The organism is Arthrobacter sp. StoSoilB22, from assembly GCF_019977315.1.
Lineage (GTDB): Bacteria > Actinomycetota > Actinomycetes > Actinomycetales > Micrococcaceae > Arthrobacter.
The window spans coordinates 2,952,545-2,977,952 of sequence record NZ_AP024652.1; the positions used below are offsets into that span (position 1 = coordinate 2,952,545).

The following is a 25,408-nucleotide window of genomic DNA, read 5'->3' on the forward strand; positions in this document are numbered from 1 at the left end:
AGTCTTTGTCCCGTTGGGCGCAGCGCACGGCATGGCGCCCCCGGGGCACTTCCACCGTACTGCACTGTTGTTCACCACGCTCCGTGATGGCCGCGCGGGCGGCAGGCTATGAGGGACGACGGCGGGACTATAGGCTGGGTGCGAAGGTCCGTGTGGGGGACGTCGGGAGTCGGCGGGCCGGATCTTATGGGGAGGAAATCGTGTCACAGCCAGAGCACGGCCAGAATCCACCGCCGGGTGGTCAGCCCGCGTGGGGTAACCAACCACAAGGCGGCAATCAGCCACCGTGGGGCAGCCAACCACAAGGCGGCAATCAGCCGCAGTGGGGCGGCCAACCACAGTGGGGCGGCCCCCAGGCTTGGGCTGCGCCGCAGGCTGGCGGGCAATATCGTCCAGGTCAACCTCCTGGCGGCTGGCCTCCAGGTCCACCCTACGGGCAACCCTTTTATGTCGCGCCTCCCAAGCCCGGAATCATCCCCCTGCGTCCGCTGCAATTCGGCGAGATCCTTGATGGCTCGTTCCAGACGATCCGCCGCAATGCCGCTTCCATGTTTGGCTCCGCGCTGATCGTGCAAGTCCTCGGGGCAGTCCTGATCGGCATTGTCACGGTGGGCATGGTCCAGTTGTCCACGACCTTTGAATCCGTCAGTTCGGAAGCGGATTTTGCCGACGCGATGGGTCCGTTCTTCGCGTTCATGGCCGGCACCCTAGGGGTTTCGGTGCTGATTGGGTTCCTGGGATCCGTCCTCCAAGGTGTCCTGGTGGTGCCCGTCTCCCGTTCGGTGCTCAACCGGCGGACAGGATTCAAGCAGATGTGGAAACTGGCGGGCCCCCGGATAATTCCTCTGCTGGGCGTTGCTGCGCTGCTGACGCTGGGCGGCCTTCTCGCCGTTGCCGCGGTGATCGGGATTGCGATCTTGCTGTTCACCGCCATGGGACCTGCCGCGCTGCTGATTGTCCTGCCTCTGGGGCTGGGTGCAGTGGTGGCCTTTGTGTGGATCGGCCTGAAGTTGATGCTGGCCCCTGCAGTGATAGTGGTGGAGCGGACCGGAGTTTACGACGGACTTCTCAGGTCGTGGAAGTTGACCAGGAACAACTGGTGGCGCATTTTCGGCATCACGCTGGTGGTAGCCATCATGGTGGGAATCATCGCCCAAATTGTCCAAATTCCCGTGTCCTTGGTCTCCGCCGCCATCGGTGGAGTAGTGGCCCCCCACCCCGACGCGGAGTCGATGACCTCCACGCTGGTTCTGACGACCGTGATTTCCACGGCGATCGGGGCACTGGTGGGGTCTGTAACGTTCGCCTTTCAAGCGTCCGTTTCCAGCCTGATCTACATGGACCTACGCATGCGGCGGGACGGTCTGGATGTTGAATTGATGCGGCTGATGGAAACGGGTTCCGATCCTGAAGGGATCCCCGGCGGACCATCCAATGCGCCCGCTAACACCGCCTGGCCACCGAGCGAGGGACAGTTTCCGTCCGCTCCCCCAGGGCAGCAACCTCAGGCATGAGGGCAGCCGCGATCGATGTATTTTCGTCATGGGCATTGATGGAACCGCCTGTGATCCCGGACCGGGACGAAGCGCGACGCTGGGCCGTTGAGGAGCTATCTAACCCCCGGTACCCGGACGCGACGCCCGGCTGGCTTGAACAGATGTGGCGGGATTTCATGGATTGGCTTTCATCCTTGGATGGTGGATCCGGTGCCGGGCCCAACATCGCTGTTCCGTTGATGGTGGTTCTGGCTTTGGTGCTCATCATCGCCGCCATCTTCTTCGTGAGGCCGAGGTTGAACGCCCGGAGGGCTAAAGAGGCGGAAGACCTCTATGGAAACGACCGCACAGTCGACGCAGAGGGCTACCGTGCACGGGCGGCGACAGCAGCCGACGGCGGCAACTGGCCGGCCGCCGTCGTCGATCAGTTCCGTGCTCTTGTCCGCTCCGCGGAAGAACGGGACATCATTGATGCTCGAGCCGGCAGGACCGCAGACGAAGCCGCCGCTCAATTGGGCGGGGTTTTTGGTGCGGCACAAGCCAAGCTGATCGCCGCTGCCGGTGTTTTCGATGCCGTGCGGTATGGCGACCACCCGGCAACACGCGCGGACTACGAGTCAGTCCGCCAGCTGGATGCTGAACTTCTTGCGCTGAAGCCTGACTTCGCAGGACAGGCCAACGCTGGATTCGCGGTTCCCCGATGACCACGAACGAACATGTGGGCCAGGAGGAAATCACTACCCCAGGTTTCCCGGCCGGCGGGAGGTTCAAAGCCTGGTTCCAAAAACACCTCGTGTGGATTGCCTTGGGGGCCTTGCTTGCTGGTTTGGTAATTTTCCTGGCTATTGACAGCGTTGCAGGCGCCACCGACTCCCGGCGCTTGTCAGCGCGGAACCCGGCACCGGACGGCGGAATGGCGGTAGCCGAGATCCTGGGGCGCCACGGCGTGTCCGTCACTCCGACCGAGACGTTCGAGGACACGTTGGAGGCGCTATCAAACAAAGATGACGCCACGGTATTCCTCTTTGACGCACAGGGCTTCCTTGACCGGTCCCAGCTTGAGGAGATCACAGCCGCAGCAGACCGTGTAGTGGTGGTGACTCCACGCCTCAGGACGCTCAATGGCCTGGCTGAAGGTATCCGCCCTGGCGGCGTGGTTCCGGAAGCGATACAGGTCATTGAACCGGGTTGCGAGCAGGACGATGCCTTGGCAGCGGGCCGCGTATCGGCGCAAGGATCCGTCTTTTCAGGACCCGTAGTTTGCTACGCCCCGCGTGGGAGCGGACCCGGGTTGTACGCGGAATCAGCCGATGGCAGGGTCATTGTTTTGGGCAGCAGGGAGCTCTTGGACAATCAACACGTTGCACTGGAGGGAAATGCGGCCCTCGCCCTCCGAACGCTGGGCAACAACGCGAACCTCGTGTGGTACCTCCCCGGGGTCGGAGATATCCCGGCGTCAAATTCAAGCCCCACGCTCAACGAGCTCGCGCCGCGATGGCTTGCCTTCGCGGGCCCCTGGCTGGGCTTCGTAGCCCTGCTGGCCATCGTATGGCGGGGCCGACGCATGGGCCCTTTGGTTTTCGAGCCACTGCCCGTGGTGGTCAAGGCCGCCGAAACAGCAGAAGGGCGTGCTCGCCTGTACCAGGACTCACGCGCCGTGGAGCGGGCCGCCCGGAATTTGAGGGCCGGAACCCTGTCACGGCTGGCCCGGCACTTCAACCTTGGAGCCGACGCCACCACCGAAGCAATTCTGGATACAACAGCCCGCCATGTGAAGCTGCCGGCCACGGAAGTGCGGTCCGTCCTGATCGACTTCATGCCCGAAAGTGAAGGACAGCTGGTGCAGTGGGCACAACAGATTGAACGAATCGAACAGGAAGCGATCGCCAGATGAGCAGCCACACGGACAGCAACAGCCACTACGCGGAGACGACGTCCCAGCAGGAAGCCCTGCAGAACGAGGCGTCGCAGCACGAGGCGCCACCTTCAGAAAACGGGCAGAGGCACCCCCTTGAGGATCCGGCACGGCAGTCGTTGCTCAATGTCAGAGCCGAAGTGGGCAAAGCTGTAGTCGGTCAGGACTCCACGGTTACCGGCATGCTGATCGCCCTGCTATGTGACGGACATGTCCTCCTCGAGGGTGTTCCCGGCGTGGCCAAGACCCTTTTGGTCAGGGCTTTGTCCACCGCTCTGAGCTTGGACACCAAGCGTGTTCAGTTCACTCCGGACCTCATGCCCGGTGACGTCACGGGCTCTTTGGTCTATGACTCCCACACGTCCGAGTTCACTTTCCGTGAAGGCCCGGTGTTCACCAACATCATGCTGGCCGACGAGATCAACCGAACCCCGCCGAAGACCCAGGCTTCACTCCTGGAGGCAATGGAAGAGCGCCAGGTTTCCGTGGACGGCGTATCGCGTCCACTGCCAAGTCCGTTCATTGTTGCGGCCACCCAGAACCCTGTGGAGTACGAGGGAACCTATCCCCTGCCGGAGGCGCAGCTGGACCGTTTCCTCCTCAAGTTGACCATGCCGCTGCCCGGCCGGGCTGAGGAGATTGAAGTCATCCGCCGCCATGCCAGCGGGTTTGATCCCCGCAACCTTTCCGCAGCCGGCGTGCGCCCGGTGGCTGGCGCCGTCGAGCTTTCCAACGCCCAAGCAGCCGTTGCGCACGTGGCTGTGGCTCCGGAGATCCTCGCGTACATCGTTGACGTTGTTCGCGCCACAAGGTCTGCGCCCTCATTCCAACTCGGCGTTTCGCCGCGCGGGGCAACCGCGCTGCTCAAAACCTCAAAAGCGTGGGCGTGGTTGTCCGGCAGGTCCTTCGTCACCCCGGACGACGTCAAAGCGTTGTCCTTGCCGTGCCTGAGGCACAGGGTAGGTCTGCGGCCGGAAGCCCAGATGGACGGCATTGTGGTGGACGATGTCTTGGGCAGTATTCTCGCCTCCGTCCCGGTACCGCGATGATCGCCGGGGCGACGTTGGCCGAGGGGGCTTGAGTGGCCATAACGGGTCGTTTTGTGTTGCTTTCTCTGCTGGGTCTGGTGCCGTTGGTGGCTTTTCCCGCGTGGAGCACTGTCCTGTTGGTTGGCGCGGGGCTGGTTCTTGTGCTGGTGTTGGATCTGGTGCTGGCGGCGTCGCCCGCTCAGCTTGCCCTGGAACGCGTCCTCCCTGGAAACGTGACGCTCGAGGGCAAAGCTGACTCTGTAGTGACCATCACCAACCCCACCCGGCGCACATTGCGGGCGGAAGTCAGAGATACCTGGCAGCCCTCAGCGGGGGCCGTGAACTCTGCGCAATCCCTTGTGGTCCCGGCTGGTGAGCGCCGGCGCATGACAGTGACCTTGGTCCCTCGGCGACGCGGCGACCTTACAAGCCCCCATGTGACCATCCGCTCCATGGGTCCCCTGGGAATGGCGGCGAGGCAGCGCACACGCGTCCTGCCTGGCCAGTTGCGGGTCCTCCCGCCGTTCCACTCGAAACGTCATCTCCCATCCAAACTCCGGAAGCTCCGGGAACTGGACGGCAGGGCCGCCGTGCAGATCCGCGGGGCAGGTACCGAATTCGACTCGTTGCGTGACTACGTCCGCGGTGACGACGTCCGGTCCATCGACTGGCGCGCTACCGCACGCCGCACATCGGTGGTGGTGCGGACGTGGCGCCCCGAGCGCGACAGGCGCGTGGTGATTGTTCTTGATACTTCCCGGACGGCGGCAGCAAGAATCGAAGATGAACCGCGGCTCGATACTGGAATTGAGGCCGCTCTGCTGCTCGCCGTGCTGGCCGAGCGCGGAGGCGACCGTGTGGATTTCCTCGCCTACGACCGGAGGCTCCGCGCACGGGTTGAGTCGGCGTCGAAAGGAAATTTGCTGGGTCAGCTCGTTCAAGCCATGGCTCCCTTGGAGGCTGAACTGATCGAGCTCGATTGGCAGCAGGTTCCTGCTCAAGTGCGTGCCGTCTCGGCGCATCGCTCCATGGTGGTGCTGTTGACGGCGCTTGACGGCGGCGCCCCGGAAGAGGGCCTCCTGCCTACCGTTGCCCAACTGGCACGCCAGCACGTTGTGGTGGTGGCATCCGTCCGGGATCCCTTGCTTTCTGCCATGAAGAAAGAGAGGACTACGGCGAGTCAGGTTTTCCGGGCAGCGGCGGCCGAACGCGCGCTCTTGGAACGCTCAGCGGTGATGGCTCAGCTCCGGCAGCTTGGAGCCGAGGTGGTGGATGCCGAACCCCACGATGTTCCTCCACTGCTCGCTGATACGTATATTCGCCTCAAAGCAGCCGGCCGGCTCTAAAGCAAAGCTCCAGCCTAAGTACGGCTCCGATGTTGTGTTCAAGGAAGGACTGCCATGAATAGCCCCATCTACCAGCTGGCGCTGGGCGAGGATTTCGCCCGGCTCACCCCGGAACTCCAAAAGTATTTCTCGTTGGCGGCCGGATCGGGTTTCTATGGAATAGGCGAAGGCGTCTTTGACGTGGTGGGGTGCCGGCAGAAATGGTTGCGGCCGCTCCTCGCATTGACAGGAGGCGAGGAAGCCTTCTTTCCAGAGTACGGCGAGGGAATTCCGTTCCGGATCGAAAACCACGCCCATGTGGATCCTTTCGGACGCCCGGCACTAACAGCGCGCCGGGAGATCTACTTCCCGTCCGGAACACGGCTCTTCCACGATACGACCAGCGCCATCCTGCCTGGCCATGGGGATCGAAACGCCCGCTTGGTGGACCATGTAGGCCGTTACCGCCGACTGGTCACGGACCTGGATGTCAGCGTCACCTCCCAAGGCCGCCTCCGTGGTGTGTCCCAGGCGAGCAGGCTCTTCCTGGGCCCCCTGCGCATTCCGCTGCCGGCAGCCCTCGACGCACGAGCGTATGCCGAACAATGGTGGGACAACGACGAGGGCAAGCACCGCATTCAGGTCAAGGTCATCCAGCCACAGATCGGTCTGGTTCTTGTCTATGCAGGACGCTTCGACTACCGCCTGGCACCGTACTTGCCAGGAATGGCCCCCGGTAACTCCCTCCCCCGCTATGCCGAACCAGACCGCTGGGAAAAGAGAATCTGACTTCCCTGAGGTCAGCCCTGAGCCAGCTGGTCCAGTCCGTCAGCCACTTGTGTCAGTTTCGTCAGAACGTCTTTGGCCGTTGAAGGAGTGAAGTCTGCCAGTCCAGTGGAGGGTGTGACGCGCAGTCCCGCCAAGCCGGATGCAGGAAGGCCCAGCTGGCGCCACGGTTTCCAGATGCTTTCAACTACCTCGGCCGTACGCGGTAGTTGCGCCCGGGGATCGCTGGTGGAAAGCGCCCCTGCCCACACACGCTTACCGTCCTCCACGGCTGCGGCCAGCTGTTCCCACTGGCGTGACGTCAGGGCCTTCAGGGGAACTGCGACGCCATCAGCACCGGCGGCGAGTACCCTGTCGATGGGCGCTTCAATTTCCGGTATGGAGACCACTGTCTCCATGACGCCAGCAGATTTCAGGGCGTCGATCACCAGCTTCCAGGCACCTGTGACTTCCTCACCGGAGATGGACCTCAACGTGCGGTAGCCACTGGCTGTTGGAATGGTCCCTGCCATGACGGAGGCAATGTCCGGTTCGTCTATCTGGACCACCAACCGGGCGCCCGGGACACCGGCGGCAATGCGGCTGAGGTGCTCTCCCACGCCTGCGGCCAAGGATTCAGCAATGTCCCTCCGAGCGCCGTAGTCCAAGAGTGCCCGTTCGCCACTGTGCAGGTGAAGATTGGCCGCGAGACTCATGGGTCCCAGCACCTGGATCTTGAACTCCGTTGCTGAAACATCCTCGGCGCCGGCGACGTCGGCCAAAATGTTGATGTCGGTCAATAGTGCCGAGCTGGCGCGACGGGCATCTTTACCGGGCCTGTCCACCAAACGCCAGCCGTGGGGTTGGACGTCGAGTGCGAGGTCAATCAGCAGGGAACCTGTCCGCCCAACGGCGTCCGATCCCACCCCTCGCTCCGGCAGTTCGGGCAGGAACGGAAGATGGGGGTCTCCCAACTCGCCCCTGATGATCCGGTTGGCTTCCGCGGGATCGGTGCCGGGCCACGGCCCTAGTGCGGTGGCGCTGGCGCGTACGCTTTCCACTTCTGTCACGGGTTAGGCCTGCTGGCTGGAGATCTGGTGATCCTCGGCGATGGCCTCGTGATGGCGGATCACTTCACTGATGATGAAGTTGAGGAATTTCTCTGCGAAGGCTGGATCGAGGTGCGCATCCTCGGCGAGCCTGCGCAAGCGGGCGATCTGGGCGGATTCGCGGCCCGGATCTCCGGCGGGAAGCTTGTGTGTGGCCTTCAGGATGCCAACTTTTTGGGTGGCCTTGAAGCGTTCAGCGAGCAGGAAAACAAGTGTTGCGTCAATGTTGTCGATGCTGGACCGGATGGACAGCAGCTCATCCATGACGGCACGGTCCACGTGGCCGGCCAAGGAGCTCGCTGCCGGGTTGAAGGAATCGGCGTCATGGGGAAGGGCGTTGTTCTGCTCGGTCATGCACCCCAGTCTATGGTGTGAGGTTGTACCGCCGTGGGTGTTACCTGACGTGATGGCGAAGGCACGCCCTCCGCAGATGAGGGGGCGTGCCTTCGCTTCTTACCAACGTCCTTTCGAACGCTTTAGCCACCCAGCAGCGATCGGTGGGCATCCCGCCGTCGTGCTTGTTCATCCGGGTCCGGTACCGGCAGGGACGCGATGAGCCGCTTGGTGTAGTCGTGTTGCGGTGAGCCCATCACTTGGTTGCCGATCCCCTGCTCCACCAGCCGGCCCTTATACAACACGCCAACCCAGTGGGACAGCATGTCCACCACTGCGAGGTCGTGGCTGATGAAGAGAGCCGCGAAACCGTACTGCTCTTGGATGTCTTTGAACAGGTCCAGGACTTTGGCCTGCACCGAGACGTCAAGGGCGGATGTGGGTTCGTCGGCGATCAACAGGCGCGGATTAAGCGCCAGGGATCTCGCCAGGGATGCGCGCTGCCGCTGCCCGCCCGAGAGCTCGTGCGGGTAGCGTTCGGCGTACGACGCCGGCAACTGGACTGATTCGAGCAGCTCACCTACCTTTTTCCTCGCCTCAGCGGCGCCCGGCCGGGTGTGGATCAGCAGCGGTTCGGCGACGCATTCGCCAATGGTGAGGTGCGGGTTGAAGGACGCCGCCGGATCCTGGAACACGAAGCCGATTTCCTTGCGGAGGGGTCGGAACGAACGCTCCTTGAAGTCCAACATCTCGTACCCGAGGACCTTCAGGCTTCCCCCTGTGGTCCGGGTCAGGCCGGCTATCGCTCGTCCAATGGTTGACTTTCCGGAACCGGATTCACCCACCAACCCGAAGACCTCGTTTTCGGACACCGTAAAGCTGACATCGTTCACGGCCTTGAATCCGTGCCTGCCGAAACGGCCGGGGTATTCGATGGTGAGGTTCTTTGCCTCCACCAGGATTTTGCCATCTTGGTGGAGCCGGCCTCGGGCACCCTCGGAGGCGGAGTTCCGTCCGAGGTGCGGCACAGCGGCCAGCAGTTTCCTGGTGTACTCCTGCCGGGGTTCAGCAAACAGGACCTTGGCCGGGGCCTCCTCCACAACGTCGCCCTGGTACATCACCACTACACGGTCGGCCAGATCTGCCACGACGCCCATGTTATGGGTAATGAGCACGATCGAGGTGCCGTAGTTGTCCCTCAAATCGCGCAGGAGCTGGAGGATTTCGGCCTGGACTGTCACATCCAGGGCCGTGGTGGGCTCATCGGCCACGATCAGTCCGGGATTGAGTGCCAACGCCGCGGCTATGACCACGCGTTGTTTCTGTCCGCCGGAGAACTGGTGAGGATAGTAGTTGACCCGCGTTTCGGGGTCCGGGATGCCAACCTTGCGAAGTGCTTCGGTTGCCCGTTCCTTGGCTTCCTTGGCGGAGATGCGCCGTCCGTCAGTGGAATGCGCCCTGATGCCTTCGGCAATCTGCCAGCCCACGGTGAAGACCGGGTTGAGGGCTGTGGAGGGCTCCTGGAACACCATGGCCACATCGCGGCCGCGGATTGTGCGGAGGGTGGATTTGCTGACGCTGATGACGTTGTTGCCGTTGATCACCACGGCGCCTGAGCTGATGGCTGTTTCCGGAAGCAGGCCGAGGATGGTCTTGGCCGTCACGGTTTTACCGGAACCCGATTCGCCCACAATGGCAACTACTTCTCCGGCTCCAACGTTCAGGCTTACGTCTTTGACGGCATGAACGTCGCCGCCGTCAGTGGCGAAGGTGACTTGGAGCCGATCAATGGTAAGTACCGGCTGTTCCGTGCCTGTCCCGTCTGAGAGGTTTCCAAGGTTGGTGGTCATGACTTTCCTGCCTCTGCCGGGTTTACCGACGATTCCGGTCCTGCCGGTGTACCGGGTACTGGTGTTCGGCCCGCGCGTTTGCGGCCACGGATCCTGGGGTCGTTGAGGTCGTTGATGCTCTCGCCCACCAGGGTCAGCCCCAGGACGGTGAGGACGATCGCGATGCCGGGGAAGACGCCTGTCCACCAAATACCGGAGGAGGTGTCAGCCAAGGCTTTGTTGAGGTCGAAACCCCATTCGGCCGCGGACGTGGGTTCGATCCCGAAGCCAAGGAATCCCAAACCGGCCAGTGTCAGGATCGCTTCGGAGGCGTTGAGGGTGAACATGAGCGGCAAGGTTCGGGTGGCGTTCTTGAAGATGTGCCGCCCGATGATTCGCACACTGGACGCCCCGAGGACCTTGGCCGACTCCACGAAAGGCTCGGCCTTGAGCCGGATGGTCTCTGCACGGATCACCCGGAAGTACTGCGGCACAAAGACCACAGTGATGGAGAAAGCACAGGAGAAGATGCCGCCCCAGAAGCTGGACTGGCCGCGGCTGATCACAATTGAGATCACAATCGCCAGGAGCAGTGTTGGGAATGCGTAGATGGCGTCCGCAACGACGACCAAAATTCTGTCCAGCCATCCGCCGAAGTAGCCGCTGAGAAGCCCCAGCACCACGCCGAGGAACAAGGACATTGCCACGGACACAATGATGACTGTCACTGCCGTTTGGGAACCCCAAATCACTCGAGACAGGACGTCGTAGCCACCAACGGTCGTTCCCAGCAGGTGTTTGCCGCCAGGGGCTTCCTGGGTGGGAAACGAGCCGGAGGCATCGCTGAGTTGGGAGTAGCCATAGGGAGCAAGGAGCGGGGCGAAGATGCTGGTGAGAAGGAATACTCCGCTGAGGACAACACCCACCACCAGCATGCCTCGCTGGAGGCCTACGCTCTTCTTCAGGTGGCTGATCACGGGAAGCCGTGAGAACAAGGGCTGCTTGGCCCGGGTCAATTGAGGGGTGCTCATGGTCAGTACCTCACTCGGGGGTCGATGAGCGCGGCAATGATGTCCACGATGAAGTTGGTGACGGCCACGATGATGGCCAGCAGCACCACGATCCCTTGGACGGCCACGAAGTCGCGGGCATTCAAGTACTGCACCAGCTGGTAGCCAAGGCCTTTCCACTCAAAGGTGGTTTCGGTGAGGATCGCGCCGCCCAGCATCAGGGCAATTTGCAGGCCCATGACGGTAATGATGGGAATCAGCGCGGGTTTGTAGGCGTGCTTGGTCACCAGGCGGAACTCGCTGACGCCTCTGGAGCGCCCTGCCTCAATGTAGTCCTTTCCCAATGTTCCGATGACGTTGGTGCGGACCAGGCGAAGGAACACACCTGCGGTGAGTAGGCCAAGGGCGACTGCCGGAAGAACTGCGTGGGACGCTATGTCACCGAGGGCGGTGAAGTTTCCGCTTCGCAGCGCGTCGAGCCAGTAGATACCGGATGGAGCAGCCAAAGCGCTCATGGTTAGTTCCGTACGAGTGGAGGCGCGGCCTGCTACCGGGAACCATCCGAGCCATACGGAAAACGTCAGCTTGAGGAGCAGCCCTGAGAAGAAGACCGGAGTGGCGTAGCAAAGGATGGCGAAGAACCTCAGCAGGGCATCGGGAGTCTTGTCCCGGTGTTGGGCGGCAATCAGCCCGAAAGGGATACCGACTGCGAGCGCCACGATCAGCGCGTTGATGGAGAGTTCAAGGGTGGCTGCGCCGAAGGTGGTCATCACCTCAACTACAGGACGCCGGTCAGTGATGGTGGTTCCGAAGTTCCCGGTGATCAGCTGGCCAAGGTACTCGAAGTACTGAACCAGGACCGGACGGTCGTACCCGGCATCATGGATGCGTTGGGCCAGGACGTCCGGGGGAAGCCGTCCGCCTTGTGATGCGGTGATGGGATCGCCGATGACCCGCATCAGGAAGAAGACCAGTGTTACCAGGATGAAAACGGTGGGAATGATCAGGAAGAACCTGATCACGATGTATCTGCCCAGCCCTCCCCCGGCTTTGGACTTGCTCTTGGGAGCGACGATGCCGGGTTCAGCCTCGGGAACCTCAATAAGTGTTGTCATGTGCTACCTGCATTTCTTGCCCGTGGATTACGCGGGACTGTCTGATGCGTGCCGGCCACGTTGGTGGTCAGCAAAGGAGGCGGAACACCGGATCAGTGTCCCGCCTCCCTTCTCTTCACAAAGGTGCGGTTACTTGGAAATTACGCCCAGACGGAACTTGAAGGACGGATCCAGGGTCTTGTCGACTCCGTTGACGCCGCTTCCGACGACCGCCACCTGCGCACCCTGAAGCAGGGGCAGTGTGGAGATGTCCTTGGCGAGGGCGTTCTGGACTTCCTTGATGGCTGCCTCACGCTTGGTCTTGTCCGCTTCGGTGAGCTGCTTGCCGATGAGTTCGTTGACCGTGGCGTTGTTGTAGTGGTTCTTCAGGAAGCCGCCCTCGGGGAAGAACGGGGTGAGGTAGTTATCGGCATCGCTGAAGTCCGGGAACCAACCAAACTGGAACAACGGGTATTCGTCAGCACGGCTGGCCTTGCTGTAGGTGACCCATTCGGTGGACTGCAGGTTCACAGTGAAGAGCCCGGACTTTTCCAGCTGCTCCTTGACCATGGCGTATTCGTCTCCGGAGGATCCACCGTAGTGGTCCGGGTTGTACTGCAGGTTCAGGGCAACGGGTTCGTTGATGCCGGCGTCCGTCAGGACTTTCTTGGCCTTATCCAGGCTTGGCTTTCCGTCATCGCCATAGGCGTCCTTGAAGGATTCGTTGGCGCCGAGGAATCCGCTGGGGACGTTGGAGTACAGCGGCAGGTAGGTGCCCTTGTACACCTGGTCTGCAATTGCCTGCCGGTCCACCAGGTTGGCGATCGCCTGGCGTACGGCCAGGGCCTTGGCGGGGTCCGCCCCGGTCGCTTTGGTTCCGTACGGCATAGTGTCGAAGTTGAACGTGATGTAGCGGATTTCGCCGCCCGGGCCAGTGAGGACCTTGACCTTGGAGTCCTTGCGGAGATCGTCGATGTCAGTCGCGCTGAGGCTGCGGAAGGCAACGTCAATGGCGCCCTGTTGGATTTCCAGCTTCAGGTTGGTGGGGCTGGCGTAGTACTTGATGGTGGCAGCGTCGTTGGCCGGCTTGCCAAGAACACCGTTGTAGTCCGCGAACGATTTGAAGCTGACCAATTCGTTTTTCTTGTAGCTGTCAATCGTGTACTGGCCGTAGAACGCGTTCGCCTTGATGATCTCGTCGTCGGAAAGGATCTTGTCGGCCGGGAAGACTTCATCGTCCACGATCGGCGCGGCCGGGCTGCTGAGGATCTGGCTGAATGTCTGGTCGTTGGCGTTCTTCAATTTGAACACCACCGTGGTGGCGTCTGGCGTGCTCACGCTGTCGATATTGGTCAGGAGCGAGGCTGGTCCGGCGGGGTCATTGATGGCCACCTGCCGATCGAAGGAGTGCTTTACGTCCTTGGAATCCAGAGTGTGCCCGTTGGCCCATTTGAGCCCGGACTTGAGCTTCACGGTGTATTCCGACGGCGCCGTGAAAGACGACGATTCGGCGAGGTCCGGAACGGGTTCCGCGCCGCCGGGCTTGGAATTGAGCAGGAATGAGTAGACCTGGTTCATCACCATAAATGAACCGTTGTCATAGGATCCTGCGGGGTCCAAAGACGTGACTTTGTCAGTGGTGCCGTAGGCGATGGGGCCTGCGGCGGCCGGAGCGGAAGATGAGCCGCCGCCGGAGGGTCCCGTGCATGCCGTCAGGGCGAGCGCGGAGATGCCCGCCAGCGCGATAGCGCCGTGCAGGGCCTTCTTGTTCAGTGCCATCTGGTGAACCTTCTGTTCGATGGATTCGGCGCGCCGCCGTCAGATATTTGTGACGGCGCGCACTCTTGATTCCACGATTCAACCAGACTTCGCAGGCCGCGAACCCCTCATTTTGTGATTTGAGACACAAAATTTACTTTCCAGTAGCTTTTGCTCTGAACGCCCGGACTATAGGACTTCCCGCTGAAGGGAACGGGCGGCATCTATGGTTGCCTGTCCCAGGACACGACTACCCTGATAAAGAACGACGGTCTGCCCCGGGGCAACGCCGCGCAACGGATCCGTCAACGTAACAACCAGCTGGGCGCGCTCAACGCCTGAATCATCAGCGACGGCTTCCACCCGGGCTCTCGCCGGAACGGGATCGCCATGAGCCCTCACTTGGGCATGGCAATCGAACTCGGCGCCGCTTGCTACCTCGGAAATGGGCAACCCGGCCCACGAAACCTTGATGCCGCGAATCTCGTCGATCGCCAGCAGGGCTTCCGGCCCCACAACCACCTTGTTTTCCTTGGGACGGATCTCCAGGACGAACCGAGGCTTGCCATCTGCCGCGGGCGTACCCAGCTTCAGGCCTCGTCGCTGCCCCACCGTGAAGGCGTTGGCACCTGGATGTTCACCAACCTTGGCACCGGTTTCGTCAACGATGTCCCCGGTGGTCATGTCAATTTTCTCGGCCAGCCAGCCGCGGGTGTCGCCGTCGGAGATAAAGCAGATGTCGTGGCTGTCGGGCTTGTTGGCCACGGACAAGCCCCGGCGTTCTGCCTCGGCACGTACCTCGGCCTTGGAGGGAGTGTCCGCCAGCGGGAACATGGAGTGCTTCAGTTGCTCGTGGGTCAGGACGCCCAGAACATAGCTCTGGTCCTTGGCCCAATCGGCGGCGCGGTGGAGTTCCCGGTTACCGTCAGCGTCTTCGATGACCTTGGCGTAATGTCCGGTGCACACAGCATCGAAGCCAAGGGCGATGGCCTTCTCCAGAAGTGCTGCGAACTTGATCCGCTCGTTGCACCGCATACACGGGTTCGGTGTCCTGCCAGCGGCGTACTCGTCAATGAAGTCCTGGACAACGTCTTCCTTGAAGCGCTCCGAGAAGTCCCACACGTAGTAGGGAATTCCAAGGACATCGCAAGCACGCCAGGCATCGCGGGAATCCTCGATGGTGCAACAACCCCGGCTTCCTGTGCGCAGGGTGCCGGGCATCCGCGACAACGCAAGGTGGACCCCGACGACGTCGTGTCCGGCCTCGACTGCCCGGGCTGCGGCCACAGCGGAGTCAACTCCGCCGCTCATTGCTGCAAGTACTCGCATGCTGGCTTTCTGTCTGTGGGAGTTGGAGCAACTGATCCGGCTGGGAACAGCCGGCGTGCCCATCTATTCTAGCCTGCCGTGCCACGCCTACCCTAAAACCCTTGACTGACCCCACCCGTGCTTCTAAAGTCAAAATAATTGGTTTTAGAATCGAGCTGACATGGCACACGAACACATAGTTATCGTCGGCGGCGGGCTTGCCGGCGCCACCGCAGCCAAAACCCTCCGCGCCGAAGGCTATGAAGGGCCCGTAACCTTGGTGGCCGCAGAGAACCGACCACCTTATATACGCCCTCCCCTTTCCAAGGAATTCCTCCTTGGCAAAGCTGAGGCAGATGCTGCTCTGGTGGTGCCGGATAAATGGTACGGGGAAAACGGCGTCGAGCTTCTTCTCGAAAGCCTCGCCAGCCGGATCGACCCCCGGGGGCACGCTGTGGCACTGGCCGACGGCCGAAGCCTTCACTACTCCAAGCTGCTCCTCGCCACGGGCGCCCGGCCTCGAACCATTCCGCTTCCAGGTGCGGACCTTGACGGGGTAATGACCTTCCGAACCTTCGATGACAGTGTGCAGCTTCAGAACCTCCTTAAGGACGGAGGCAAGAAGGTGGTCATGATCGGCTCCGGGTGGATCGGCATGGAACTGGCGGCAGCAGCCCGCACATATGGCAACGACGTCACACTGCTGGGGCTGGAAGACATACCGCTGAGTGCCGCCATCGGACCTGAACTTGGTGGATTCTTTCATCGGCTCCACGAAGATCAGGGCGTGACGTTCCGCCTTCCGGCAAGCGCTGCCGGAATTGAAGGACAGGACGGCAGGGCGACGGCGGTCCGCACCAATACCGGCGAAACGCTGCCCGCCGATGTGGTGATCGTTGCCGTCGGCGTGGTACCTGACACCGCACTCGGCGAAGCCGCAGGGCTTGCCATCCGCAATGGAATACTGGTGGATACCGGGCTGAGGTCCAGTGCACCGGATGTGCTGGCTGCAGGAGATGTAGCCAACGCACTCCACCCATTTACCGCCGAGCACCATCGCAGCGAACATTGGGCCAACGCGCTCAACGGCGGCAAGGTGGCTGCAAAGTCCATGATGGGCCGGGATGCCCAACTGGACGTGGTGCCGTACTTCTATACGGACCAGTTCACCGTCAGCATGGAGTACTCGGGGTTTCCCTCCTTGACCTCCGGAATCACACCGATGATCCGCGGCTCGCTTGATGACGGCAGCTTCATCGCTTTTTGGTTGAGGGAGGGGGTGGTAGTTGCCGGAATGAGCGTCAACCAGCGCCGGGTTCAGAAGCCCATCAAGGCCTTGATTTCAACCCGCACCCCTGTGAACGTCAACAAACTGACGGATCTCGGGGTGCCACTGGACGAACTGCTGCCCGATGAGCCGTAAGAGCTAGAAAGGTTCCGACGAGGCCTGCCGAGCCACCGTCGCTGCTGTTTGAATGCTGGATTCATGACCGGCCATTCCGGCCTGCCGGGCCCTTAAGCACGCCTCGGGCAGGGCTTTCAAGAGCGCGTCCACATCCGCATCGGTGGAACTGTGCCCCAGCGTAAAGCGCTGGGCGCCGCGTGCAGTATCTTCATCCAGGCCCATTGCCAGGAGGACGTGCGAAGGCCGTGGCACCCCTGCCGTGCACGCCGAACCCGTGGAGGATTCAACGCCTGCCAGGTCCAGGAGAAAGAGCAATGAGTCGCCTTCACAACCAGGGAAGGTGAAGTGGGCGTTCCCCGGCAGCCGCCCGTCCCCGGGAGCACCCCTCAGCACCGCGCCCGGCACGGAATCGTGTACTCCGTTGATAAGGCGGTCGCGCAACAAACTGAGACGTTCTTTTTCAACGGGCAGGTTTGCAGTGACAGCCTCCGCGGCTGCGGCAAAAGCGGCGATTGCGGGAGTGTCCAGTGTTCCCGAGCGCACATCGCGTTCCTGCCCGCCGCCGTGCTGCACCGGCGTCAGCTTCACGGCCCTTCCCAGGAAAAGTGCGCCGACCCCCACCGGACCACCAAGCTTGTGCCCCGAAACGGACATTGCAGAGAGTCCCGAGCCACGAAAGTCCACGGGAATCGATCCGAAAGCCTGGACGGCATCGGAGTGAACCGGGACTCCATGCGGTTTTGCCAGCTCCACAATCTCCGTCACCGGCTGGATGGTACCTACTTCATTGTTGGCCCACATCACTGTGACCAAGGCAATTGATTCGGGATCGCGTTCGATTTCCTGCCGGACGACCTCCAGCCGAACAGCGCCGTCGCTGTCTACCGGAATCCACACAACGTCAGCACCTTCATGCCTTACAAGCCATTCGACGGTATCCATGACCGCATGGTGCTCGACGGCGGAGCAAAGGATGCGTGTACGGCGCGGATTCTCGTCCCGCCTGGCCCAGAACAGACCCTTCACCGCCAGGTTGTCCGCTTCCGTCCCGCCTGAGGTGAAAATGACCTCGGATGGGTGTGCCCCGGCAGCCGCCGCCAGCGCCTCCCTGGCATCCTCCACCGCTCGCCTCGCGCGGCGGCCCGCACCGTGAAGCGACGAAGGATTACCGGTCCGCGCCAGCTCGCGCGTCATCACAGCGAGCGCTTCGGCCGACAGGGGCGTGGTTGCGGCGTGGTCAAGGTATACAGGCACCTTGTTATTCTACCGACGCCTGGCGTTCAGGATTCCTTACCAAGGGCATTGATGCGCGCACAGCAGCGTCCCGGACCATGGTCCGGATCCGGCACGATGATGCCGGCACTGAGTCCGGAGGCCGCAGCAGCACCGCTGAGGAACGCGCCGTTCATTGCGCACACCACTTCCGCGTGGTCCCGCGACAAGCGATGGAACGGACAGTTGAGCAGGCGGTATCCCCCGGCAGCGTCCGGCGAGGGGTCGTATCCGAGTTCCGAGAGTGCACCCAGGAAATGGCCAGGGCGTCCAACCTCGCGCCCTGCAGCTGCAGCGACATCGCGCATCGCTTCCAGCGCCGGCACACCGTCGGCCTGAGAGCGCGTGATCGCCGCGGCCATGAGGTGACCGGCGAGGTCGTAGTGCCGCTCAGGAACAGAGACGCCCACCTCGTCCATGACGGGCCTGTAGAGCTTTGATGGCCGCCCCGACCCAGGCCCTGTCTTCTCAGGGGATTTCCTGAACTCAACCCGCAAGAGCCCTTCGCGGACCAAACGGTCCAAATGGAAGGAAGCCGAACTGCGGGGCAGCTCGAGTGCCAAGGCCGCCCCATCCCGGCTGACGGCCTCCCCTGCACTCAGAACGTACTCATATAGCCTGCGGCGGTTTTCATCGCCCAAGGCAGCAACAGCAGTGATTTTCCGGATCCACGGGAGTTCGGACGTGCCCATACACCAAAGATATATCTAAAAATAAGAATCGTTGCTTTAGCGGAATAGCCAAGAAAGGCAGGGTCAGGACGGCGGTACCACAACGAGCTGGGCCACAGTTTCCGCACGGGCGGCGCTCAACGTTGCGTCGTCCGGGCACGACAGGGAAACATAGACGGAGGACGCGGGGGCGCTGAACAACCTGGCCAGGACCAAGGCAGGCTTACCGCCGGATGCGGCCGAAGACTCCAGGCTCAGGAACTCCACGCTACGCTGTGGTTTATCGGATCCTTCTCCCCAACGCAAAGTCGCCGGCTTCAGGCCGTCCAGCGCACCAACGTTGAGGTAGGTGAACAATTCCTTGGTTGAGGCGACGTCGTCAGCGGCCACCACCAGCGGGCCCTGATTCACGCTCACGCGGACTGCGAGGGTGCAACCGTCAGCCTTCTTGTATCTGCTTTCGCCCTGCAGGCCGGAGTGCACCACCGACCAACCGGGAACCTCCTCCAACCGTGTGGAAACTGTCACGGGCTCCCCCGCAGCCAACGTGCTCCCTGCCGCAAGCGGCAAGTCCTTCGCAGCCACCGCGGCCGCGTCGTGTCCTGGAGTGATGGTGGGCGTCGCCAGCGTGGAGACCGACGGCGACGACTTAGGCGCAGTAGGGTCAGGGACGTTGACGCTGCAGCCTGCCAGCAGGACACCGGCGGTTCCGAGGGCAGCCAAGCCGGCCAGTCGTCGTCGAACGTTGCTCGCCACTATGTCTCCTTGCCGTGCGCTCTCAAATATGGTGTGGGGACCGCGCCGATCGACCCGCCTGCCACCGCGATCGAGTCTAGCTGCCCGTCGCAGCGAGGCTGCGTCAGTACGGAAGCGCGCTTGAGGACTCACTCATAGACGGACGCACTAGGCGAGAACCCGCAAACCAGCAGGAACCACCTCCACCTCCACCGGCAATGGGCCGATTCGTTCCCCGTCCGCATATGCCACCACCCCGTCAGCCTCCAAGCGCACTTTCCGGACGCGCATGATCTCCACGGCAGGATGGTTGGTGTGCTTTCCGGCGAAAACCTTGGGAAACACGCCCAGGAAACGGAGCCTGGACAGGGGCTTGACCACAAACATGTCCAACCACCCGTCATCGGGCACCGCCTCAGGGGTGATCTTCATGCCCCCGCCAATGAACTGTCCGTTGGCCACTGAAATGAGCAGGGCAGGCTGGCTCCACAACACGCCATCGGCAGTCACGGTGTAGGTGATCCGGCGAAAAGAGCCCAGCTCCCGGAGCATAGCAAGGTTGTAGCGGCTCCTGCCGCGTGGCCAGCTCCACGAATTGGCGCGCTCGTTGACGGCTGCATCGAATCCGGCGGACAGGACGCCTGCGAAGTAGGTGGTCTCACCACCAGCGGTGACCCTTCCGGCGTCGATCCTCCGTCCGCCGGTCTCCAACGCAAGCAGTAGCCGACGGCACGCGGCCGCGGTGTCGTTCAACGGTAAAGCCAACAGCCGCGCCACATCATTGCCTGTCCCGGCGGGAACGATGCCGAGAGGGAAGTCCAGCCCCACGAGCGCGTTGACGCCAAGGTGGACCATGCCATCGCCGCCCACCACTACCAACGCCTCCACCCCGGTTTCCAGCGTCCGGTCCACCGATCTGCGCAAAGCGTCATAGTTCTCCGCTTCAAGTACGACGACGTCCCATCCGGCGGCGCGGATGTACTCTGCGGCTTGGTGCCCGGCACTGCGCCGACGACCAAAAGATGCCTCAGGATTAATGGCAACAGCGATCTTCATCGGCGCGATGGATGGGTTCTTCGCTGCCGGAGGATTCACAGCCTGAATTATGCCAGCGGGAACCACACGCCACGTTACCGACGTTCACAGAGTGGCTGGATAAACTTGCCAGTACCGCACCTCTCCAGAGGCGCGACCACCATCATAGAGAAGGGCCCGTGCTTGGCCGAGGGCAGCAGTTCGCACTATCAGGTTCTCCGCATTTCCGTCACCGCTACGGACAAGGAGATCAAAGTGGCCTACCGCAAGGCTGCCCGGAAAGCCCACCCCGATCACGGCGGAGAAGCGGAGATGTTCCGGCGGGTGACCCTCGCATACGAAACTCTCATAGATCCCCAACGCAGGGCCGACTACGACCGAAGGTACGGCCGCGGTGCCTCCGATGTGAGCCAGCCTCGGGCGGGCGACTACACAGGCGCTGCGGCACCGGGGCCCTTCGCGACTGCAAACCTCAAACGACCCCAGGCCCAGCGCAACACTGCCGGCGATCCTGCAGTCTATGTTCCCCCCTTTGATGATCCCAACGAGGTTCCGCTCATCCCAGCGGCGGAAGCGGCCCAACAGGTTCACGGCCTCCCCCGCAAACGAGGCATCTTTGGCGCCGAAGCCCGCATCCAACGCGAAATGCGCACGGTCCAGCTCATCAGCCGGCAAGTCCTGCCCGCCATACCCGCAGCCAGGCTCATCAATGGGTTGCGCTCGCCGTCGGACAACAACCACATCGACCACGCCGTCCTGTCCGGCTACAGATTGGCACTGATAGGTTCCATGCTGCTGCCCAAAGGGGCATACGCCTGGGACGGCCATTCGCTGCGCCATGGTGGTCGTTCGGTGGCTCCTCCACAGCTCGGCCATATCGTCCGGCATATGCAGGACCTCTTTCCGGAGCTCAATGTCACCGGATGGGTGGTCCTTCACAGTCCTGACGGAAATCTTCACGAACCTGTCATTGACCAATATGGCAAGGGACAATCGAGCAACACAGCTGTGGAGGTAGCCAACGCGGCGGGGCTGGTAAGGGGGCTGAAGCAGTTCCTCAGCTCCGGGCCGGCGCCGAACACCGTAGTCGTGCCGGTCCTGGCCAGGCTGATTCGCGGAATGCACTAGTCACAGCGGTGCCGTCTCTGGACGCGGCCCTAGCCGCACGGGCTGACTAAGATGGGACGGTGTTCCGCATCCTCTTCCATACTCCAGAAATCCCGGGCAATACGGGCAACGCCATCCGTTTGGCCGCCATTACGGGGGCCGAGCTTCACCTGGTGGAGCCACTCGGCTTTGATTTTTCCGACGCCAAGTTGCGTCGTGCCGGTCTCGATTACCACGATCTGGCCGTAGTTACTGTCCACAAAGACATCGACGCCGCCTGGGCTGCTCTCACCCCGGAACGGGTTTTCGCTTACACCTCCGACGGCGAGACCTCCTATACGGACATCAGCTACCGCGAAGGTGACGTCCTGATGTTCGGGCCCGAATCCGTGGGCTTGCCGGACTGGCTCAAGCAGGATCCACACGTAACCGCTCGTGTCCGCCTTCCCATGAAGCCTTCTCTGCGTTCGCTCAACCTGGCCAACGCTGCTTCAATCGCCGTGTTTGAAGCCTGGCGGCAGAACGGATTTGCCGGCGCCAAGATGTAGCCCATCCAACGGCGTCCCGGCACCGAATACCTTGTGCAGGACAATTCCTGCCTTGGACATTCGTTGAGGGAGCCTACGTGAGCGCGTTGCAGACCAGGGTGATGACGGCAAGTCAGAGCACCGCCGCGCCGCCGACGCGACCCCATGATGCTGCCGCTTTCAAACGGGACGACATATGCTGGACCGTGATGGACATCCCCAACAATCCCGGCCCCCCGGTCTTCGAAGCTACAGGCTCTTCGACTGATCTGAATTCGCAGCTTGCCCTCTTGCTCGAACTCGTGGCAGCAGGCGACCAGCAGGCATTCGCCGAGCTCTATCGCCTCACCTCCAGGCGTGTCTTCGGCATGGCCAGGCGCGTCCTGATAGACCCTGACCTCAGCGAGGACGCAACCCAGGAGGTTTATCTCCAGGTCTGGCAGGGAGCTGCAAAATTTGACCGCGCTGCAGGGACACCGCTGGCCTGGCTCATGACTATCGCACATCGGCGCGCCATTGACCGTGTCCGCGCCGTGCAAGCGGCAACTGACCGGGAAGCCAAGTACGGCGCAGCGAGCCAGGACCCGGACCGGGACCTGGTAACCGAGGAAGCCGACACCAACTTGGAAGCTGAAGCTGTCAGCCGATGCCTCGGTACCCTGACGGACACGCAGCGAGAATCCGTCAGGCTCGCGTACTACGGCGGGCTGACGTATCGGGAAGTCGCCGAGCATCTCGGTGCCGCAGTCCCCACCATCAAGTCCCGCATCCGTGATGGACTACTGCGCCTGAAGACGTGCCTGGGGGTGGGTTGAAATGAGTGAAAACACCAGTGGAGGCTTTATCCGCAGAATGTTTGCCAACGACATCGCTACAGACCTCGCCGAGGGTCGTGTCCTCGAACTCGCCGAACTCTACGCCCTGGACGCCGTGAGTGACGACGAACGGGCCATGATTGACCATTACATCAAGGACGCCCCCGAACGTCCTGAATTCCTGGAGCGGGTACGCGAAGCCCGCGAGACCCTTGCCGTGAGTTTTGCCCCGGAGGAAGAACCGCCTGCAGGTCTCTTCGACGATATCCTGGAGCGCATCACCAAGGATGCCGCCGCCCAGCCCTTCGCACAGCCGGTGGCTCCCTCAGTGGAAAGCCCCGCCGTCGATGACCTCGCTGCCGCCAGGATGAGGCGTGAGGAGCGTACGCGCGTTGGTGGCGCACGCCGGTGGATCGTGGGCGCCGCCGCCGCAGCCGTCATCGCACTCGGTGGCATCGGGGTGGGCGCCTACGTCTCTGCACAAAATGACCCGGTGAACCAAGTACTCCAGGCCCAGGACGTCCAGAAGAAGTCTGCACCGGTTCCCGGCGGCGGTACAGCCACCATCTCCGCATCGTCGGCCAAGGATTCCTTTGTGGTGCTTATGGATGGCGTTTCGCCCGCACCGGAGGGCAAGGTCTACCAGTTATGGACCCTCCCCAAGGACGGCTCTGCCCCTGTACCGCAGGGCACCATGGATGCTGAGACACTCTCCAAACCGGCGGTAGTGAAGGGCTTGTCCTCAGCGTCGTCCGTAGCCATCACGGTGGAACCCACGGGCGGCTCCAGCGCCCCCACCACGGATCCGGTGCTGGTGGTCGGGCTCAGCGCCTGACTCTTGACGTTCCAACGCCCGACGGCGGCCGCCCCACCCAGGGGACGGCCGCCGTCGGGCATTTAGCAGTTGCTTCCGCAGCTACAACACGAGCGATAAAAGCATGACGAACCCGAAGGCCACCACGGAGATCAGCGTCTCCATGACAGACCATGTCTTGAAGGTCTGCCCCACGGTAAGTCCGAACAACTCCTTGACCAACCAGAATCCAGCGTCGTTGACGTGGGACAGGAACAAGGAACCCGCACCGATGGCCAGGGCCAACAAAGCCGCGTGTGTGAGGCTCAGGCTGCTGGCAAGGGGTGCCACGATGCCGGCGGCCGTTACGGTGGCCACCGTTGCCGAGCCCGTGGCCAGCCGGAGCGCCACAGCCACGATGAAGCCCAGCACCAGAACTGACATGTTGGTGCCCTCGGCCCACTTCTTGACGGAGTCACCTACCCCGGCACCGATCAGGGTCTGCTTGAAACCGCCGCCCGCGCCAACAATGAGGAGGATCCCCGCAATGGGTCCAAGGCTTTCACCCAGCTTGGCTGTGATCTTGCTGCCGGTGAACCCAACAGCGTATCCGAACGTCACCATGGCCAGAAGCACAGCCAACGTCATGGCCACCAAGGGCTGACCCACGAAGTCGAAGAAGGTCCGGAGGGCTGGTGCCGTCTCCGGGTCCGGCCAGATAATTCCACCCACGGCCTTCAACAGCATGAGGACCACAGGGAAAATGATGGTCAGCAAAGTCACCAGGAACGAGGGCTGGCGTTTGACCGCGCTGAGGTCCACTGCATGCTGCGTGTCGATCCCGCCGGCCACGGCGGGCGCGTCGACGGGTACCCAGCGGGCAGCAAGCCTGGAGAACAGCGGGCCGCAGATAATCACCGTGGGAATGGCCACAAGAATGCCAAGTGCCAACGTTGTGCCAAGTTCGGCTTTGACTGCGCTGATCGCAATCAATGGCCCCGGGTGCGGCGGCACCAGCCCGTGAAGCACGGACAGGCCGGCCAGCGCCGGGATCGCGATGCGCATCAGCTTCATCTTGGAGCGCTGCGTTACCAGGACGATCACCGGAAGGAGCAGGACGAGCCCAATTTCGAAGAACATGGGCAGGCCGATGATCACGGCCACCAAGGTCATCATCCAGACGAGCTTGTTCCCGCTGGCCTTGGCCAACAGGGTATCCACCACCCGGTTTGCGCCACCGGAATCGGCCAGCAATTTACCAAGCATTGCCCCGAGCGCAATGAGTAAGCCGACTTCCTTAAGGACACCCCCCACACCGTCCTCGAAGTTGGAGATGACCTTGCCAAGCTCGACGCCGGACGCCAGGCCCACAAAGGCCGAGCCCAGAACCAGCGCCAGGAACGGGTGAAGTTTGAGCTTTGCGATCAGCACCACAATCAGTGCAATGCCCAGTGCAGCCACCACAAGGAGTTGCGTGTCGTGGGCCGTCCATTCCTGTATCTGCGTCGCTGTATCGAGGACTTTCACGAGGCGGTCGCTTCGGTACCGGCACCTACAGGCCGGAGACCGAGCCGTTCAATAACTTCGTCGGCTTCCTCTGCGGGGGACGCGGAAACACACAAGGAAATGTAGTTCTCGTCCCGGGTGGGTTCCTCAAGTGCGTCGAACTGCGATTCCAAGAGCGACGGCGGCATGAAGTGGCCATGCCTGGAGGCCAGGCGGTCGGAGATCTTGTCCTTGCTCCCCTGCAGGAAGACGAAAACAACGTTGTCGCCGCGGAGCACGTCGCGGTACTTCTTTTTGAGTGCCGAGCACGTAATGATTGCCGGTGTTCCGGCATCCGCGCGCTCACGGATCCAGTCCGAGATGATGCTCAGCCAGGGCCACCGGTCCTCATCGCTCAGAGCCAGCCCCGACTGCATCTTGGCCACGTTGGCCTCCGGGTGCAGGTCGTCGCCTTCGGCAAGATCCCATCCAAGCTTCCCGGCGAGAACGCCGGCCACCGTCGACTTGCCGGAACCGGAGACTCCCATAATCACCAGTACGGGTTGTTGCGCAGTCTTCGCCATCAAAGTCTG

Annotated in this window: 24 protein-coding genes; 11 read left to right on the forward strand and 13 right to left on the reverse strand. The window is 62.2% G+C overall.

Translation table 11 applies throughout. The features are described from left to right. The first annotated feature begins 200 nt into the window (after window positions 1-200). From LDN70_RS13720 to LDN70_RS13745, 6 genes are read left to right on the forward strand one after another with little or no spacing between them, the layout of a single operon-like run. Window positions 201-1,514, forward strand: coding sequence for a DUF7847 domain-containing protein (locus LDN70_RS13720; protein WP_223940546.1), 1,314 nt, complete (start codon window positions 201-203; stop codon window positions 1,512-1,514). Beyond that, window positions 1,511-2,200 carry a DUF4129 domain-containing protein gene (locus tag LDN70_RS13725; RefSeq protein ID WP_142938550.1) on the forward strand — a complete coding sequence of 230 codons (690 nt, stop codon included), beginning with the start codon at window positions 1,511-1,513 and terminating at the stop codon, window positions 2,198-2,200. The genes LDN70_RS13720 and LDN70_RS13725 overlap by 4 nt, the downstream gene beginning before the upstream one ends. After that, window positions 2,197-3,390: a DUF4350 domain-containing protein gene (locus tag LDN70_RS13730; protein ID WP_223940547.1), complete on the forward strand. Its 1,194-nt coding sequence runs from the start codon at window positions 2,197-2,199 to the stop codon at window positions 3,388-3,390. The genes LDN70_RS13725 and LDN70_RS13730 overlap by 4 nt, the downstream gene beginning before the upstream one ends. Next, on the forward strand, window positions 3,387-4,460 hold the full coding sequence (locus LDN70_RS13735; protein ID WP_223940548.1) for an AAA family ATPase: 1,074 nt from the start codon (window positions 3,387-3,389) through the stop codon (window positions 4,458-4,460). The genes LDN70_RS13730 and LDN70_RS13735 overlap by 4 nt, the downstream gene beginning before the upstream one ends. Window positions 4,461-4,492: 32 nt before the next feature. Beyond that, window positions 4,493-5,785: a DUF58 domain-containing protein gene (locus tag LDN70_RS13740; protein WP_142938548.1), complete on the forward strand. Its 1,293-nt coding sequence runs from the start codon at window positions 4,493-4,495 to the stop codon at window positions 5,783-5,785. 54 nt (window positions 5,786-5,839) lie between these two features. Then, window positions 5,840-6,553, forward strand: a complete 714-nt coding sequence (locus LDN70_RS13745; RefSeq protein WP_142938547.1) for a DUF4166 domain-containing protein — start codon at window positions 5,840-5,842, stop codon at window positions 6,551-6,553. 11 nt (window positions 6,554-6,564) lie between these two features. Here the strand turns inward: LDN70_RS13745 and LDN70_RS13750 are convergent, their stop codons facing one another. From LDN70_RS13750 to mnmA, 7 genes are all read right to left on the reverse strand, one after another. Then, window positions 6,565-7,599 (reverse strand): uroporphyrinogen decarboxylase/cobalamine-independent methonine synthase family protein, encoded by a 1,035-nt coding sequence (locus tag LDN70_RS13750; protein ID WP_142938546.1) that lies wholly within the window; start codon window positions 7,597-7,599, stop codon window positions 6,565-6,567. 3 nt (window positions 7,600-7,602) lie between these two features. Beyond that, window positions 7,603-7,992 (reverse strand): chorismate mutase, encoded by a 390-nt coding sequence (locus LDN70_RS13755; RefSeq protein WP_142938545.1) that lies wholly within the window; start codon window positions 7,990-7,992, stop codon window positions 7,603-7,605. Window positions 7,993-8,114: 122 nt separating this feature from the next. Beyond that, window positions 8,115-9,821: an ABC transporter ATP-binding protein gene (locus LDN70_RS13760; RefSeq protein WP_142938544.1), complete on the reverse strand. Its 1,707-nt coding sequence runs from the start codon at window positions 9,819-9,821 to the stop codon at window positions 8,115-8,117. After that, a complete protein-coding gene (locus LDN70_RS13765) occupies window positions 9,818-10,831 on the reverse strand; it encodes an ABC transporter permease (RefSeq protein ID WP_142938543.1) in 1,014 nt (337 codons plus the stop codon). Before LDN70_RS13765 ends, LDN70_RS13760 begins: the two co-directional genes overlap by 4 nt. Window positions 10,832-10,833: 2 nt before the next feature. Beyond that, window positions 10,834-11,925, reverse strand: a complete 1,092-nt coding sequence (locus tag LDN70_RS13770) for an ABC transporter permease (RefSeq protein WP_142938542.1) — start codon at window positions 11,923-11,925, stop codon at window positions 10,834-10,836. A 129-nt stretch (window positions 11,926-12,054) separates the two neighbouring features. Then, window positions 12,055-13,683 carry an ABC transporter substrate-binding protein gene (locus LDN70_RS13775; RefSeq protein WP_166840115.1) on the reverse strand — a complete coding sequence of 543 codons (1,629 nt, stop codon included), beginning with the start codon at window positions 13,681-13,683 and terminating at the stop codon, window positions 12,055-12,057. Between the two features lie 168 nt (window positions 13,684-13,851). After that, entirely contained in the window at window positions 13,852-14,973 is a 1,122-nt protein-coding gene (gene mnmA, locus LDN70_RS13780) for a tRNA 2-thiouridine(34) synthase MnmA (protein ID WP_243753114.1), read from the reverse strand. A 178-nt stretch (window positions 14,974-15,151) separates the two neighbouring features. Between mnmA and LDN70_RS13785 the strand changes: the two genes are divergently transcribed. Then, a complete protein-coding gene (locus tag LDN70_RS13785) occupies window positions 15,152-16,393 on the forward strand; it encodes an NAD(P)/FAD-dependent oxidoreductase (protein ID WP_142938539.1) in 1,242 nt (413 codons plus the stop codon). 3 nt (window positions 16,394-16,396) lie between these two features. Here LDN70_RS13785 and LDN70_RS13790 read toward each other — a convergent pair whose 3' ends face one another. From LDN70_RS13790 to LDN70_RS13805, 4 genes are all read right to left on the reverse strand, one after another. After that, window positions 16,397-17,629 (reverse strand): cysteine desulfurase family protein, encoded by a 1,233-nt coding sequence (locus LDN70_RS13790; RefSeq protein WP_223940549.1) that lies wholly within the window; start codon window positions 17,627-17,629, stop codon window positions 16,397-16,399. 26 nt (window positions 17,630-17,655) lie between these two features. Continuing rightward, window positions 17,656-18,339 (reverse strand): helix-turn-helix transcriptional regulator, encoded by a 684-nt coding sequence (locus LDN70_RS13795; protein WP_223940550.1) that lies wholly within the window; start codon window positions 18,337-18,339, stop codon window positions 17,656-17,658. A gap of 63 nt (window positions 18,340-18,402) precedes the next feature. Next, window positions 18,403-19,074, reverse strand: coding sequence for a hypothetical protein (locus tag LDN70_RS13800; RefSeq protein ID WP_223940551.1), 672 nt, complete (start codon window positions 19,072-19,074; stop codon window positions 18,403-18,405). Window positions 19,075-19,221: 147 nt separating this feature from the next. Further along, on the reverse strand, window positions 19,222-20,148 hold the full coding sequence (locus tag LDN70_RS13805; protein ID WP_223940552.1) for a diacylglycerol/lipid kinase family protein: 927 nt from the start codon (window positions 20,146-20,148) through the stop codon (window positions 19,222-19,224). A gap of 123 nt (window positions 20,149-20,271) precedes the next feature. Here LDN70_RS13805 and LDN70_RS13810 point away from each other — a divergent pair, with 123 nt between their 5' ends. The 4 genes from LDN70_RS13810 (at window position 20,272) to LDN70_RS13825 (ending at window position 23,372) form a co-directional block, all read left to right on the forward strand. Next, window positions 20,272-21,216 (forward strand): J domain-containing protein, encoded by a 945-nt coding sequence (locus LDN70_RS13810; protein WP_223940553.1) that lies wholly within the window; start codon window positions 20,272-20,274, stop codon window positions 21,214-21,216. A gap of 59 nt (window positions 21,217-21,275) precedes the next feature. Then, window positions 21,276-21,743 (forward strand): tRNA (cytidine(34)-2'-O)-methyltransferase, encoded by a 468-nt coding sequence (locus LDN70_RS13815; RefSeq protein WP_223940554.1) that lies wholly within the window; start codon window positions 21,276-21,278, stop codon window positions 21,741-21,743. Between the two features lie 188 nt (window positions 21,744-21,931). Further along, complete coding sequence (sigK, locus tag LDN70_RS13820) at window positions 21,932-22,537, forward strand: ECF RNA polymerase sigma factor SigK (protein ID WP_165450183.1); 606 nt, start codon at window positions 21,932-21,934, stop codon at window positions 22,535-22,537. Window position 22,538: 1 nt separating this feature from the next. Next, entirely contained in the window at window positions 22,539-23,372 is an 834-nt protein-coding gene (locus LDN70_RS13825; protein ID WP_223940555.1) for an anti-sigma factor, read from the forward strand. 81 nt (window positions 23,373-23,453) lie between these two features. Here the strand turns inward: LDN70_RS13825 and LDN70_RS13830 are convergent, their stop codons facing one another. Continuing rightward, window positions 23,454-24,857 (reverse strand): GntT/GntP/DsdX family permease, encoded by a 1,404-nt coding sequence (locus tag LDN70_RS13830; protein ID WP_223940556.1) that lies wholly within the window; start codon window positions 24,855-24,857, stop codon window positions 23,454-23,456. Then, window positions 24,854-25,399: a gluconokinase gene (locus LDN70_RS13835; protein ID WP_142938531.1), complete on the reverse strand. Its 546-nt coding sequence runs from the start codon at window positions 25,397-25,399 to the stop codon at window positions 24,854-24,856. Before LDN70_RS13835 ends, LDN70_RS13830 begins: the two co-directional genes overlap by 4 nt. Between the last annotated feature and the right edge of the window lie 9 nt (window positions 25,400-25,408).

What these genes read in the sequence shown, in the direction of transcription:
- LDN70_RS13730 (WP_223940547.1), top strand. Translation starts at nt 2,197, where the DNA reads ATGACCACGAACGAACATGTGGGCCAGGAGGAAATCACTACCCCAGGT.
- LDN70_RS13775 (WP_166840115.1), bottom strand. Translation starts at nt 13,683, where the DNA reads ATGGCACTGAACAAGAAGGCCCTGCACGGCGCTATCGCGCTGGCGGGC.
- LDN70_RS13795 (WP_223940550.1), bottom strand. Translation starts at nt 18,339, where the DNA reads ATGGGCACGTCCGAACTCCCGTGGATCCGGAAAATCACTGCTGTTGCT.
- LDN70_RS13835 (WP_142938531.1), bottom strand. Translation starts at nt 25,399, where the DNA reads ATGGCGAAGACTGCGCAACAACCCGTACTGGTGATTATGGGAGTCTCC.
- LDN70_RS13725 (WP_142938550.1), top strand. Translation starts at nt 1,511, where the DNA reads ATGAGGGCAGCCGCGATCGATGTATTTTCGTCATGGGCATTGATGGAA.
- LDN70_RS13825 (WP_223940555.1), top strand. Translation starts at nt 22,539, where the DNA reads ATGAGTGAAAACACCAGTGGAGGCTTTATCCGCAGAATGTTTGCCAAC.
- LDN70_RS13755 (WP_142938545.1), bottom strand. Translation starts at nt 7,992, where the DNA reads ATGACCGAGCAGAACAACGCCCTTCCCCATGACGCCGATTCCTTCAAC.
- LDN70_RS13785 (WP_142938539.1), top strand. Translation starts at nt 15,152, where the DNA reads ATGGCACACGAACACATAGTTATCGTCGGCGGCGGGCTTGCCGGCGCC.
- LDN70_RS13765 (WP_142938543.1), bottom strand. Translation starts at nt 10,831, where the DNA reads ATGAGCACCCCTCAATTGACCCGGGCCAAGCAGCCCTTGTTCTCACGG.
- sigK (WP_165450183.1), top strand. Translation starts at nt 21,932, where the DNA reads ATGGACATCCCCAACAATCCCGGCCCCCCGGTCTTCGAAGCTACAGGC.
- LDN70_RS13745 (WP_142938547.1), top strand. Translation starts at nt 5,840, where the DNA reads ATGAATAGCCCCATCTACCAGCTGGCGCTGGGCGAGGATTTCGCCCGG.
- LDN70_RS13770 (WP_142938542.1), bottom strand. Translation starts at nt 11,925, where the DNA reads ATGACAACACTTATTGAGGTTCCCGAGGCTGAACCCGGCATCGTCGCT.
- LDN70_RS13760 (WP_142938544.1), bottom strand. Translation starts at nt 9,821, where the DNA reads ATGACCACCAACCTTGGAAACCTCTCAGACGGGACAGGCACGGAACAG.
- mnmA (WP_243753114.1), bottom strand. Translation starts at nt 14,973, where the DNA reads ATGAGCGGCGGAGTTGACTCCGCTGTGGCCGCAGCCCGGGCAGTCGAG.
- LDN70_RS13735 (WP_223940548.1), top strand. Translation starts at nt 3,387, where the DNA reads ATGAGCAGCCACACGGACAGCAACAGCCACTACGCGGAGACGACGTCC.